Consider the following 13,356-nt stretch of genomic DNA (forward strand, 5'->3'; position numbering starts at 1 on the left):
CCGGAAAAGTTGTTTAAGGTTTATGAGGAATGGCTCAAGAAAATAGAGGTTGAAAGTGCTTATGCCGGCTATGAGGTACAAGACAATATGCCTTCATTTTATGAACAACTGAAGCAGAGTCTGACTTTTCCGATGGCATGGGGAAATTCACCGGAAAAAGATTTTGGAAAATGGCGGGAACAGGCGCGCGAAAAGCTGCTGGAATGTATGCAGCCTGCACCTCCAGTTGTTTCTTACGACATGAAAGTCATTGCAACGGAGAAGCGCAAAGGGTATGAAGCCCGCAAAATTGTTTTCAACGTGTCGGGATATTCGCGTGTGCCGGCCTATTTGCTGGTACCCGAAGGCAAAGGACCTTTTCCAGCCGTGTTGCTTTTGCACGACCATGGAGCACATTTTACGATAGGAAAGGAGAAAATGGTACGTCCGTTCGGCGTGTCGGACATGGTAATGAAAGATGCAGACAGTTGGTGTAAGGCTTGTTACGACGGGCAGTATGTAGGCGACTATCTGGCAGAAAACGGTTATGTCGTACTGGCTCTGGATGCTTTGTTCTGGGGAGAACGCGGACGAAAGGGATATGCCCGTTATGACTCTCAGCAGGCATTGTCGGCAAATCTCCTGCAAATGGGCATGTCGTGGGGAGGACTGATTGCGTGGGATGATATCCGTAGTGCGGAGTTTCTGGCCTCTTTGCCTCAGGTAGATAAGGAGAAGGTGGCAACAATGGGATTTTCGATGGGGGCGCATCGTGCATGGATGACTATGGCTGCTACCGATGCCGTAAAGGCAGGAGCGGCTGTATGCTGGATGAATACAACGGATAGCCTGATGACGTTGACAAACAATCAGAACAAGGGCGGTTCGGCTTATGCTATGCTGATTCCAAATATCCGCCTTTATATGGATTATCCGCATGTCGCGTCGATTGCGTGTCCGAAGCCGATGTTGTTTACCAACGGGTTGAAAGATAAACTTTTTCCGGTGGAAGGAGTAAAGTCTGCCTATGAAACCATGCAGAAAGTATGGGACAGTCAGGGAGCTGGTGAGCATTTGCAGACCAAGCTGTACGACTTGCCTCATTTTTGTAGCAAAGAAATACAGAAAGCAATTCTGGAGTTTTTCAATAAGGAATTTAATATAAATCAGAAATAACAGAAAGATGAAAAAGATTCAATTTGTATTGGTTGCACTGGCTGTACTGCTATTTTCTGCGTTCAAGTCAGACCATGTGATTACGGTCTTTATGATTGGTGATTCTACCATGTCGAACAAGCCTTTGGAAGGAGGAAATCAGGAAAGAGGATGGGGACATGTGTTGGGGAGTTTCTTTACAGAAGATGTCCGGGTAGAAAATCATGCGATGAACGGACGCAGTTCGAAGAGCTTTATAAACGAAGGGCGTTGGGAAACCGTAGTAAACAAGATTCGTCCGGGTGATTATGTTTTCATTCAGTTTGGGCATAATGATGAAAAACCTCAACCGGAACGTCATACCGACCCGGGGACAACTTTCGATGAAAATTTGCGGAAGTTTGTGCGCGAAACGCGTGCCAAGGGAGGAATTCCCGTTTTGTTTAACTCAATCGTGCGCCGGAATTTTGGCGTGAATCCGGATGCTGTGGCTGCCGACGATATCCGTCCGGAAAAAAATGAGGCTGTGGTGGAAGGAGATACGCTGGTAGATACTCACGGAAAATATCTGGATTCTCCGCGTAATGTGGCAAAAGAAATGGATGTCTGCTTTATCGATTTGAACAAGGCTACCAAGCAGTTGGTAGAGTCTTACGGAGTTGAGGGGTCTAAAAAGCTTTTCATGTGGATTCCTGCCGGAACATGCGCCGCTTGTCCTAAAGGACGTGAGGATAATACTCATTTAAATGTATATGGTGCGCGCAAGGTGGCGGCACTGGCTGCCGAGGCTGTTCAGAAACAGTTGCCGGAACTGGGAAAATACGTACGTTTTTACGACTATGTAGTGGCAAAAGATGGTAGTGGTGACTTCCTGACTATACAGGAAGCTATCAATGCGGTTCCCGATTTCCGCAAGAATAAGCGGACAACTATTCTGGTACGTAAGGGAGAATACAAGGAGCGTGTGATTATTCCGGCATCGAAAATCAATATCTCGCTGATAGGCGAGAACGGAGCTGTGCTGACGGATGATGCATATGCTTCGAAGAAGAACTGCTTCGGTGAAGAAATGTCTACTTCCGGTTCATCGACTGTATATATTTATGCTCCCGATTTTTATGCGGAGAACATAACCTTTGCCAATACGGCGGGGCGGGTAGGACAGGCAGTAGCTTGTTTTGTTGCTGGCGACCGGGCTTATTTCAAGAACTGCCGTTTCCTGGGAAATCAGGATACGCTGTATACGTACGGAAAAAACAGTCGTCAGTATTACGAAGGGTGCTATATAGAGGGGACGGTCGACTTTATCTTTGGCTGGTCTACCGCTTTGTTTAAAGATTGTACTATCCATAGTCTGGGAAATGGTTATGTTACTGCCCCTTCTACGGATAAAGGGAAAAAATACGGATATGTATTTTGGAACTGCCGCCTGACGGGAGCCGACGAAGCGAAAGAGGTTTATCTGTCGCGTCCGTGGCGTCCGTATGCGCAGGCTGTCTTCATCCGCTGTGAACTGGGCAAGCATATTCTGCCTGTCGGCTGGAACAACTGGGGAAAGAAATCGAATGAGTCGACTGTCTTTTATGCCGAATATCAGAATACCGGAGCCGGTGCGGCAACTGCTGAACGTGCGTCTTATGGCAGACAGTTGAAGGATATTTCTGCTTATCAGCCGGAAGAAGTTCTGAAAGGAGATGACGGCTGGAATCCGGTTGCCAATGGTAATGCCTTACTGACTAACTTGAAGCGATAAGTTTTACTTATCTTTTTCAGAAAAACGTGGTGATGAATGAATTGGTTTCTCACCACGTTTCGGTTAAAACGTCGAGACGTTTTTTTATTTTTTGTACAAAAAACAAAAAAGTTTGTACAAAAAATAACACGGACTTGCGCAGGCCTTTTTTAAACTTGCGCAAGTCCGTGTTGTTATATCAGCAGAAATCAGTCTTTGATGCCGAACAGCCAGCGGAAGAAGCGTACAAAGATGTTTCGTTTCTTAGGTTTCTCGGCTGGAGTGTCAGGAGCCGGCTTAAGGGCTGTCGAATCATTCTTCAGTAAGATGGAATCATTTAGAGCCTTCAGGCTGTCACCTTTCAGCAACAGTGAATCGGGTTTCAGCAGCAGTGAGTCCGTTCGTAACGAATCGCCCGGCAGAATCATCCGTTTCAGAGAGTCGGTTGCCAGTGAATCGGTGCGAAGGCTATCCTTAGGCGTAGCTGCCGGCTTGGCTGGAACAGCCGGCTTTTGGGGAGCCGGTTTAGGCTGTTCTATCTTAAACTGTACCGGAACGGAATATTTGCAACGTACTCTCATGCCGTTTTCGCGTGCGGGAATCCAGTTGGGCATCTGGCGGATAGCCGTCAAGGCAGCCGAATCCATATCAGCCCGCAGGCTGCGTACGATGGTAGGATAGGTGATTTCTCCATCTTTTTCTACCACAAACTGTACAGCCACTACGCCTTCCAGTTTTTCTTTCTTTGCCTGAGGAGGATATACCAGCTTGCGTTTCAGATAATTGATAAAGGCTTTCATTCCTCCGGGATATTCGGGCATATGTTCTACAACCGAATAAATGCGTGTGGAGTTCTTGCGATACATGATGATGGTATACGGTTCTTCCGGACGTTCCAGAAAGGTATTGATGTTCAATGAGCGGTTTTCCATACCCTCTACACGTACTGTAATGGGGTGGTTATAGTCGGCATCGATGTGGAACAAACCTATTTCATCGCTCAGAACCCGGCGTCCCGTTCCCTGAATGCTGACGACGGCTCCCTGTATTGGCTTCATCGATGCATCTTTGACAAAGCCTTCTATGGGAAAGGTCTTATTGCTCTGCTTGAATGATGCAATATCTTCTGCACTGTCCAGATACAGCGTCTTGATGGTTTCTGTATCTTTTAGCAGAAAAGAAGCTACTGCGGTTGTTTCATCTCCGGGAAAGTAAATATTGGCGAGCCGGTTGTATGCCTCTTCTATTTCGTAACGAAAGGTGATTACTCCTTGGTCGTTCGACAGATATTTCTCGCTTCTGCCGTTTATTTTCAATATCATTCCGCGTTGAGGCTCTCCGCTGGATTTCAGAATGGTGATGCGAAATTCCGTCCCTTTCTCCTGACCGTATACGAACTGAGGAAGAATCAGCACGAAACAGCATAGGAAAAAAAGAAACGTATGCAGTCTTTGAGTAGAATTCATAATTCAGTATATCTAAATAAAACGGTTGCAAAGCTACAAGTATTCTGCTGCATTTCAAAGTTTCTAAAGTAAATAAATGGAGGAGACGGATGGCTAACTTGCTGTTTTATTTGTAAATATACCGAAATGTCGTATATTTGTACTTTAATCACACCTTTATACTTAATAATTTATGTTAATCGATTTACTTCAATCATCTTACTTTTCTGTTTTCTTGATTGTAGCTTTGGGGTTTATGTTGGGACGCATTAAGGTGGCAGGGCTGTCACTCGACGTATCTGCCGTGATTTTTATCGCTTTGGCGTTCGGACATTGGGGCGTTTCCATACCGAAGGAGCTGGGCAACTTTGGTCTGGTGTTGTTTATCTTTACTATTGGTATTCAGGCGGGACCTGGTTTTTTTCACTCTTTCCGTAGCAAGGGAAAAACATTGATACTGATTACGTTGCTGATTGTTGCCTCTGCCTGTCTGACAGGCGTAGGTCTGAAATATTTATTCGATATTGATACGCCGAGTCTGGTAGGACTGATAGCCGGAGCGTTGACCAGTACACCGGGACTTGCCGTAGCCATCGACAGCACTCAATCGCCACTGGCATCCATCGCTTATGGTATTGCTTATCCGTTTGGCGTGATTGGCGTTATTTTATTTGTCAAGCTTTTGCCTAAAATACTGCATGTCGATTTGGAGCAGGAGGCGCGGCGTCTGGAGAAAGAACGGCGCAGCCAGTTCCCGGAGTTGGGAACTTGTTTGTTTCGGGTTACCAATCCTACGGTCATAGGCCGTACACTGATGCAACTCAATATCCGTGTGATGACGGGAGCAGTCATTTCTCGTTTGAAACGTGGCGAGGAGATTATTATTCCCAAAGCGCATACGATTCTGGAAGAAGGAGATTATGTGCAGGCAGTGGGAAGTGAAGATTCGCTGAATAATCTGGCGTTGATGCTGGGAATCCGCGAGGAAGGAGAATTGCCGCTAAGTCATACGCAGAGTATTGAATCGTTGCTGCTGACCAAAAAGGATATGATAGGCAAGCAGTTGTGCGACTTGAACTTGCAGCGTAACTTCGGGTGTACGGTTACTCGCGTACGTCGAAGCGGAATTGACCTCTCGCCTTCTCCGGACTTGGAACTGCGTTTTGGCGACAAGCTGATGATAGTGGGCGAAAAGGAAGGTATTCAGGCTGTAGCACGTCTGATAGGAAACGATGCAAAAAAACTTTCGGATACGGATTTCTTCCCGATAGCGATGGGTATTGTGCTGGGTGTTTTGTTCGGTAAACTGAATATCTCGTTTGGGGGAGGCATGTCTTTCTCTCCGGGACTGACGGGGGGTATCTTGATGATGGCACTTTTCCTGAGTGCTGTAGGCAAAACGGGACCTATTATCTGGTCGATGTCCGGACCGGCCAATCAGTTGCTTCGCCAGTTGGGCTTGCTGCTGTTTCTTGCCGAAGTAGGAACTTCTGCCGGAAAAACGCTGGTTTCCACTTTTCAGGAGAGCGGATTTTTGTTGTTTGGCGTAGGCGCAGCCATAACATTAGTCCCTATGTTGCTGGCGGCTCTCGTTGGAAGGCTGGTATTTAAGATAAGTATGCTCGATTTGCTGGGAACAATTACCGGAGGTATGACCAGTACTCCTGGTCTGGCTGCTGCCGACTCGATGACAGACAGTAATATTCCGGGAGTAGCTTATGCTACTGTATACCCGATTGCAATGGTATTCCTCATCTTGTTTATACAGGTCATTGCCCTGACTGTACTTTAAAGCTGCAGACAGCCGCAGAAAGAAGCAGATGGTATTTCCGGCTTCTCTCTGCGGCTGTCTGTTTGTTATTGCTTGCCTTTGCCGAATGACCGGTATTCGAGCGGGGTAAATCCGGTGTTTTTCTTGAACAGGTTAGAAAAGTGCTCGGTAGATGTGTAACCTAACATGAAGCAGATTTCCTTTACCGGCGAAGTGGTATTGATCAGCATTTGTTTGGCTTTACGCAACTTTAATTCTTGAAAATATTTGGCAGGTGAATATCCTGTGTATTCCTTAAACATTTTTCTAAACCACGAATAACTTATATTCAACTTTTCTGCCAGTTCTTCCGGATCTATTTCCTTGCATACATTTTCGTTCATGATTATTTTTGCCTGTTCCATTCTCTCGGCAACATTGTCTTTTTCGAACTCTTTGTTCTTCGAAATAGACAGTATCATTCCGATAATGTGCAGCAGGATGCCCGAAAGGTATTGCTGGGAGGCGGTCTTGTCTGCTTCCGATACTTCCAGTGCCTGTGAGAAAAGTGCGGCAAGGCCTTCGTTGAGCCCTATTTCCAGAACTTGTTCTTCTTTTGAAAGAAAACCGTTTTTTATCAGCTGATCGATGAAGTTTCCTTCAAAGCCTATGTAATATTCATTCCATCCGGTAGCTGTATCCGGACTGTAAGTATGCCACTGGCCGGGAAACAAGACGATAAGATTCCCTTTCCCGATATTCCGTTCCGGCGTATCGTCCGAAGCAAAGGTGCCTTTTCCCTTAGTGATGTAAAGTAATTGGTATTCGTGCAGGGTGCGTCCCTTCTGAACGTTGAACATATATCCTGAAGGATGTTCCTTTATGGGGTAGGGGGAGTGGGGAAGGATGGACTGAAATCCTACGGTATTGACCCACAATCCGAATTTTCTGTCTTTTTCGTTTACTATCAGATATTTGAATTCTGACTCTAAATCGTTGTATGATCGTGTCATTTTCTGTTTTTCATAAGAGTATTATCTGTTAACAAAGATACTACAAAAAAGTGGAATACAGAAGAATGAAGTAATAGAATTGATTTACAGAGGTTTCATTTAAGCAGCCGATTATCTCCAACGCCACCACAATCCTTGCCGAAGCCAAGTCAAGACGTCGCAACGTTACTTGTTCGTAACCACACCATATAGGTGACGAAATTGGCACGAATGGCAAAACAAGGCGTTGTGATATAGTGAGTTACTAACAACTCACGCGACAAATCCAGTTACGGAAAAAGATTGCGTCGTTCCTCCGTGTTTTGCGTACCGACGAAGGATTCTTCACCGACTAATTTTGAACCTAAAAAAATTAAGGACGATGAAGAGTACATTTTCAGTTATCTACTACCTCAAACGTCAGGTAGTGAAAAAGGACGGGACAGTACCCGTCATGGGACGTATCACGGTGGACGGCAGCCAAACACAGTTCAGCTGCAAACTGACCGTCGATCCTAAGCTGTGGGACACCAAAGGAGGACGTGTCACGGGCAGAAGCACGGCTGCACTCGAAACGAACCGTATGCTCGACAAGATGCGCGTACGCATCAACAAGCACTATCAGGAAATCATGGAGCGTGACAACTTCGTCACTGCGGAAAAGGTGAAAAACGCCTTTCTTGGACTGGAACACCGCTACCACACGCTATTGCAGGTGTTCCGGCAACACAACGAGGACTATGCCAAGCAGGTGGAGGCAGGCATGAAAGCCAAAGGCACGTTTGACAAATACAAGATCGTTTACAAGCACCTGCAAGAGTTCCTCACCATCCGCTACCACGTGAAGGACATCGCCCTGAAAGAGCTTACCCCCGCTTTCATTTCCGATTTTGAAATGTTCCTGCGCACGGACAAACACTGCTGCACCAACACCGTGTGGCTGTATGTCTGCCCGCTTCGGACGATGGTGTTCATCGCCATCAACAATGAGTGGCTCACGCGCGACCCGTTCCGCGAGTATGAAATCAAGAAGGAGGAAACGACCCGCAGCTTTCTGACGAAAGATGAAATCCGCCTGCTGATGGAAGGTAAGCTGAAGAATGCGAAGCAAGAACTGTATCGTGATTTATACCTGTTCTGCGCCTTCACGGGCTTGTCGTTCGCCGATATGCGCAACCTGACGGAAGAGAATATCCGCACCTACTTTGACGAACACGAGTGGATAAACATCAACCGCCAGAAGACGGGTGTGGTGTCCAACATCCGTATGCTCGACATAGCGAAGCGCATCATCGACAAATACCGTGGGCTGTGTGGGGACGGCAGGATATTCCCCGTACCCCACTATAACACGTGCCTTGCCGGAATCCGTGCCGTCGCCAAGCGTTGCGGTATCACCAAGCATATTACATGGCATCAAAGCCGCCACACGGCCGCCACGACGGTGTTCCTCTCCAACGGCGTACCCATCGAAACGGTCAGTTCCATGCTGGGACACAAAAGCATAAAGACAACGCAGATATACGCGAAAATAACCAAAGAGAAGCTCAATCAAGACATGGAGAACCTTGCCGCGAGATTGAACCAAATCGAAGAATTTGCAGGTCGTACCATCTAAAACAGAGAAGCCATGAAACGTGACATAATCATCATTGAGGACAAGGCGGTCAGCGTAACCGGTAACGATGTATGGATGACCGCCGGAGAAATCGCCAGACTGTTCCACACGGGTGTCCCGGCAGTGAACGCCGCCATCAAAGCCATCCTCAAAACGGACGTGCTGAACGACTACGAGGCATGCCGCTACATCCAACTTGAAAACGGTCTGTATGCGGATGTTTACTCGCTTGAGATAATCATCCCCGTCACCTTTCGGCTGAGCACATACCATGCCCATCTTTTCCGCCGCTGGCTGATGGACAAGGCACTTGCAAAAGACAAGCATACCGCCTACATGTTATTCGTACATAGCGGAAAAGGCGGTTACTGCTGAAAAGACGATGAAAATCAATTAAAAACGGACAACCATCAAGCTGTCCGTTTTAACTTTAAAATAGTCAATTTTGAATATACAAATTATGTGCTAAAGAATATGAGGTATCAAAATTGAGATGGCTTATATAACATCTCATACTTTAACGAGCCACAATCAATGTACATATCATATTCCGCAATTCCTTTTTCTTGTGCTATATAATGCAAAGTTTTCTTGTGGATGTTTGAAATTCTCTCTCCATAATAGATTGCTTTAGGAACAATTTTCAGGCTTGTTGCACGAGAATGTGCGGCAGGTTGTTTCTCTGAATGAATAATACGCCATTCATTTTCATATTCCCACTGTGTGGATTTGTGAATAGCCATTTTCAAATGCGATAGTGAATCTATATTTTTAACATCCAGCCCCAAGCTCTTTGCTATATACCATTGAATAAAACTATTTGCATCAAAGCGGTTATTATCATATATAACAGGCAAGATACAACAATTCATTTCTCCTTGTTCTAATAAGAACCTTAAATCATATTCCAATGCAAACCCTTCATGATTTTGGGCATAGTGACTCCACATTATAACAGAATCTATGCTTTCACTTAAACATGCTATTGTAGATACGACCTTTAATGTATCCCCCATTTTTAATAGGATTTCTTTCAATATGTTTTCCATTACAACACTAAAAAGAGCTAATGTCAATGGATTTATGCCGTTACACGATATTACCTGTTTTTTTAAACCTGTCAAATTGTTTCTTCCGAAAAATTGGATTACACTTGGAGGAAATTCGAAATCTTTAGTTTCAAGTATCTGTTTGAATTGTTCAAGAAATTCTTCTGTACAACAAGCTCTCATTTGCTCTTGAATATTATCCAAACTATAATAAACAAGAGTGTCATAGGGGTCATTAAACTTATCAGCAGTAACAGCATAAACCAGATCCTTGTCAAAAGCATCAAGGTTTAATGTTGAACAACTCCTATATCTATACAGTTTTTGTGGCAACATTGACATCAATGCTGCACTTATAGGATAGATTCGGGATTTTATGTCCTCTTGCTCAATTCCTTCAGGAATTATTGTGGATTCTAACAATTTTGCAAATTCACTCCGAAGCATAATGGTATTCGTTTTAACCACAAAGGTACGCATTTTATTCCGGAATGTCAGGACATTACTCCATCGGTTTGCGGTAATTCGCCTCCAGCAGTTCACGCAATCCCGATTCGGGGTAAAGCACCTTCCCGCCTAAAAGGATAAAGGGCAACACTCTGTTGTTACGGTATTCCTGCAAGGTACGGCGGCTCACACGGAGCAACTCCGCCACCTCCCTGTCCGTCAGGTAACGTTCCCCGTCCAGCGGTGGACGGTAGTTTTCCAAAAATGCAGAGAGCCATTTAGAGCCTTTGCGCATATTCTGCACCACGGTGGCAAGCGGCTCGTCCTCCAGTGTAAAAACATCGTTGTTCTCGTTCATCATAACTTTGGATTCAGTGGGTGAATAATAAGATTACCTGCCGCCGGGATAGAGCGTACCGATAAGCGGAATCAGCCTCCTAACTTCTTCCGGCTTGTAATAGAACCTGCGGTTTATCTGCGAGTAGCCGATAAGCCGCTTGTCGCGCAACGTCTGCAACGTGCGCGGGCTTATTCTCAACTGCCCGCAGACCTCCTCGCCCGTGAGCCATCTTTCCATGCGCCCCGTGTCGCTTTTGCGCCTCAGTGCGGCGACCTTCTCCGAGAGTGCGCCGAATGTCGCCACCATCATCTCGAAAGTCTTTTTCTCAATTGATACTATTTCCATATTCATGCAATTATCGGTTTGCCCGCAAAGGTAACGATACACTCCCGGACACGTGCCGTTTTCCACTGAAAGGCTGCCTGTTGCGCCGTTTGACCGGGTTACGGAGCCATCTTCCGTAAAAATCTTACGTGAGTCACGTAGTGAGTTGTTAAAGCCCCTTTTGTTTATTGCCGAATTTTGCCGCAGATACAAAAAGAAAGGACTGAATATGAAAGTGATAACAATGGAAAGTTCCGTCTTCCGGTCATTGACGGAACAGATAGCGGAGATTGCGGCACACGTCCGTGCCGTCTCCGGTGACAAGAGAGCGGCATCGCCCGACAGGTTGCTCACCACACGCGAGGCGGCGCACCTGCTTAACGTGAGTACCCGCACCCTCCAGCGTATGCGCAGCGAGCAACGCATCGGCTATGTCGTGCTTCGCGGCAAATGCCGCTACCGGCAGTCGGAAATCGACCGCCTGCTTGATGAGAGTACCGTCAACGAGGACGCGGCGACACCGCAGGAACTGAAACGCAACCACACGTTGCGCACGGGCGGCAACCCCAAAGGAAGGAGGACATAGGTCATGGAACTGCTCACACGAAACAACTTCGAAGGCTGGATGCAGAAGTTGATGGAACGGCTCGACCGTCAGGACGAACTGCTGCTGGCGATGAAGGCTGAGGGGAAACAGCCTACTATCACGGAAAGCATCCGCCTTTTCGACAATCAGGACTTGTGCATGCTGCTTCAGATAAGCAAGCGCACCCTGCAACGCTACCGCAGTGTCGGCGCATTGCCCTACAAGACACTGGGCAAGAAAACCTATTACAGCGAGGAGGACGTGCTGACATTCCTTTCCAACCATATCAAGGACTTCAAAAAGGAAGATATAGCCTTCTACAAGGCTCGTATCCATAATTTCTTTCATAAATAACCCATTAAAACATTTTTCAGATGGCAAAGAAAAAAGACGAAAAGGACGTGCTGGTGGTCCGTGACGAGAAGACGGGCGAGATCAGCGTGGTTGCCGGGCTGAACGCGGACGGCACACCCAAGCGCACCCCCGCGAAAGCGGAAAACGCGCAGAGTTTCCTGCAATTCGACCGACACGGCGACGTGCTGGACAACTTCTTCAAGAACTTCTTCCGGCAGTGCAAGGAACCCAGCCGCTTCGGTTTTTACCGCATCGCGGCAGACCAAGCCGAAAATCTCTTGGAGGTGATGAAGCAACTGCTGAAAGACCCCGAAGCGAACAAGGAGCTGCTTGCCCCTCACAAGGTGGACACCTCCGACTACGAGAAAAAGGTGCAGGAAGAACTGGCAACCGAAAAACAAGAACCTCAAAAACAGGAAAACATGGAGCAACAAAAAGAACAACAGGAAGATCCCGAACAGACGCAGGGCAAACGGGGCTACCAGCCCATCGACGAGAGCAAAATCAACTGGCAGGAGCTGGAGGACAGATGGGGCGTGAAGCGTGACGACCTTGAAAAGTCCGGCGACCTTACGAAGATGCTCCACTACGGCAAGTCCGACTTGGTGAAGGTCAAGCCCACCTTCGGCGGCGAAGCATTCGAGCTGGACGCCCGCCTTTCCTTCAAGAAGGACGGCGAGGGAAACATCAGCCTCGTGCCGCACTTCATCCGCAAGGAGCAGAAACTGGATGAATACAAGGAACACAAATTCTCCGACGACGACCGGAAGAACCTGCGCGAGACGGGCAACCTCGGCAGGGTCGTGGACATCGTGGAGAAGGAAACGGGCGAGATTATCCCCTCCTACATCAGCATCGACCGCAAGACGAATGAGATCACGGACATTCCGGCGAGCAAGGTACGCATCCCGGAGCGCATCGGCAAGACGGAAATCACCAAGCAGGAGCAGGATATGCTCCGCGCCGGACTGCCCGTGCGCGACAAGCTCATCGAGCGCAACGACGGCAGGAAGTTCGTCACCACTCTGCAAGTGAACGTGGAGCAGCGCGGCGTGGAGTTCGTGCCGGGAACCGGAAGGTCGCCCCGTACCGTACAGACGCAGGAAACCAAAGGCGACACGTCGAAAAGTCAGGCGCAAGGCGGGGAAAATGCCACACAGACCAAGAAGGAGCAACGCCGCAACACGTGGACGAACGAGGACGGCAGCATCCGCCCCATCAGCAAATGGAGCGACGTGAACTTCACCGAACAGCAGAAAGCCGACTATGTGGCGGGCAAAGCCGTGAAACTGGAGAACGTGACCGACAAGCAGGGCTTCCATGCCACGATGTATATCAAGTTCAACCCGGAGAAGGGTCGCCCGTACCGCTACGAAACAAATCCCGACATCGGGCAGCAGGTCGCCCCGTCCAACGAGAGCCGCACGCAGGTGGCGGTGAACAACGAGGGCAAGACCAACGAGGCGACAAAGAACCTGAAAGAGCCTTTGCAGAAAGGTCAGACCACTCCGAAGGACGCCCGCCAGCAACAGCAGCAGGACAAGCCGCAGAAGAAAACGGGCAAGGGCATGAAAGTATAGACCGA

13 protein-coding genes are annotated in these 13,356 nt (G+C 47.6%); 8 read left to right on the top strand and 5 right to left on the bottom strand.

The features are described from left to right. Positions 1-9 precede the first annotated feature (9 nt). Together WKT12_RS15250 and WKT12_RS15255 are read left to right on the top strand one after the other, a co-directional pair. The gene (locus tag WKT12_RS15250) at positions 10-1,155 is read left to right on the top strand and encodes a dienelactone hydrolase family protein (protein ID WP_340320223.1); all 1,146 of its coding nucleotides are present in this window, start codon (positions 10-12) and stop codon (positions 1,153-1,155) included. A gap of 7 nt (positions 1,156-1,162) precedes the next feature. Further along, positions 1,163-2,887: a pectinesterase family protein gene (locus WKT12_RS15255; protein WP_340320221.1), complete on the top strand. Its 1,725-nt coding sequence runs from the start codon at positions 1,163-1,165 to the stop codon at positions 2,885-2,887. Between the two features lie 188 nt (positions 2,888-3,075). On the opposite strand, the gene WKT12_RS15260 is transcribed toward WKT12_RS15255, so the two are convergent. After that, the gene (locus WKT12_RS15260) at positions 3,076-4,332 is read right to left on the bottom strand and encodes a TonB family protein (protein ID WP_340320222.1); all 1,257 of its coding nucleotides are present in this window, start codon (positions 4,330-4,332) and stop codon (positions 3,076-3,078) included. Positions 4,333-4,504: 172 nt separating this feature from the next. On the opposite strand from WKT12_RS15260, the gene WKT12_RS15265 reads away from it, so the two are divergent. Beyond that, on the top strand, positions 4,505-6,103 hold the full coding sequence (locus WKT12_RS15265) for an aspartate:alanine exchanger family transporter (protein WP_021970179.1): 1,599 nt from the start codon (positions 4,505-4,507) through the stop codon (positions 6,101-6,103). A 65-nt stretch (positions 6,104-6,168) separates the two neighbouring features. Here WKT12_RS15265 and WKT12_RS15270 read toward each other — a convergent pair whose 3' ends face one another. Continuing rightward, the gene (locus WKT12_RS15270) at positions 6,169-7,074 is read right to left on the bottom strand and encodes an AraC family transcriptional regulator (protein ID WP_021970178.1); all 906 of its coding nucleotides are present in this window, start codon (positions 7,072-7,074) and stop codon (positions 6,169-6,171) included. Positions 7,075-7,435: 361 nt separating this feature from the next. On the opposite strand from WKT12_RS15270, the gene WKT12_RS15275 reads away from it, so the two are divergent. Further along, a complete protein-coding gene (locus WKT12_RS15275; RefSeq protein ID WP_032542969.1) occupies positions 7,436-8,671 on the top strand; it encodes a site-specific integrase in 1,236 nt (411 codons plus the stop codon). Positions 8,672-8,683: 12 nt separating this feature from the next. Then, positions 8,684-9,046 carry a hypothetical protein gene (locus WKT12_RS15280; RefSeq protein WP_005809276.1) on the top strand — a complete coding sequence of 121 codons (363 nt, stop codon included), beginning with the start codon at positions 8,684-8,686 and terminating at the stop codon, positions 9,044-9,046. 107 nt (positions 9,047-9,153) lie between these two features. Here WKT12_RS15280 and WKT12_RS15285 read toward each other — a convergent pair whose 3' ends face one another. The 3 genes from WKT12_RS15285 to WKT12_RS15295 are packed head-to-tail and all read right to left on the bottom strand — an operon-like array spanning position 9,154 to position 10,858. Then, positions 9,154-10,188 carry a DUF2971 domain-containing protein gene (locus WKT12_RS15285; RefSeq protein ID WP_245874968.1) on the bottom strand — a complete coding sequence of 345 codons (1,035 nt, stop codon included), beginning with the start codon at positions 10,186-10,188 and terminating at the stop codon, positions 9,154-9,156. Between the two features lie 34 nt (positions 10,189-10,222). Beyond that, complete coding sequence (locus tag WKT12_RS15290; protein WP_032538125.1) at positions 10,223-10,528, bottom strand: helix-turn-helix domain-containing protein; 306 nt, start codon at positions 10,526-10,528, stop codon at positions 10,223-10,225. 30 nt (positions 10,529-10,558) lie between these two features. Next, the gene (locus tag WKT12_RS15295; protein ID WP_095231473.1) at positions 10,559-10,858 is read right to left on the bottom strand and encodes a helix-turn-helix domain-containing protein; all 300 of its coding nucleotides are present in this window, start codon (positions 10,856-10,858) and stop codon (positions 10,559-10,561) included. Positions 10,859-11,060: 202 nt separating this feature from the next. On the opposite strand from WKT12_RS15295, the gene WKT12_RS15300 reads away from it, so the two are divergent. From WKT12_RS15300 to WKT12_RS15310, 3 genes are read left to right on the top strand one after another with little or no spacing between them, the layout of a single operon-like run. Further along, the gene (locus tag WKT12_RS15300) at positions 11,061-11,417 is read left to right on the top strand and encodes a helix-turn-helix domain-containing protein (protein ID WP_025072716.1); all 357 of its coding nucleotides are present in this window, start codon (positions 11,061-11,063) and stop codon (positions 11,415-11,417) included. 3 nt (positions 11,418-11,420) lie between these two features. Next, on the top strand, positions 11,421-11,771 hold the full coding sequence (locus WKT12_RS15305) for a helix-turn-helix domain-containing protein (protein ID WP_004291454.1): 351 nt from the start codon (positions 11,421-11,423) through the stop codon (positions 11,769-11,771). Positions 11,772-11,791: 20 nt separating this feature from the next. Then, positions 11,792-13,351, top strand: a complete 1,560-nt coding sequence (locus tag WKT12_RS15310) for a DUF3945 domain-containing protein (protein ID WP_004371700.1) — start codon at positions 11,792-11,794, stop codon at positions 13,349-13,351. Positions 13,352-13,356: the final 5 nt, after the last annotated feature.

The sequence above is a fragment of the Phocaeicola sp. HCN-6420 genome (genome assembly GCF_037890145.1).
GTDB lineage: Bacteria > Bacteroidota > Bacteroidia > Bacteroidales > Bacteroidaceae > Phocaeicola.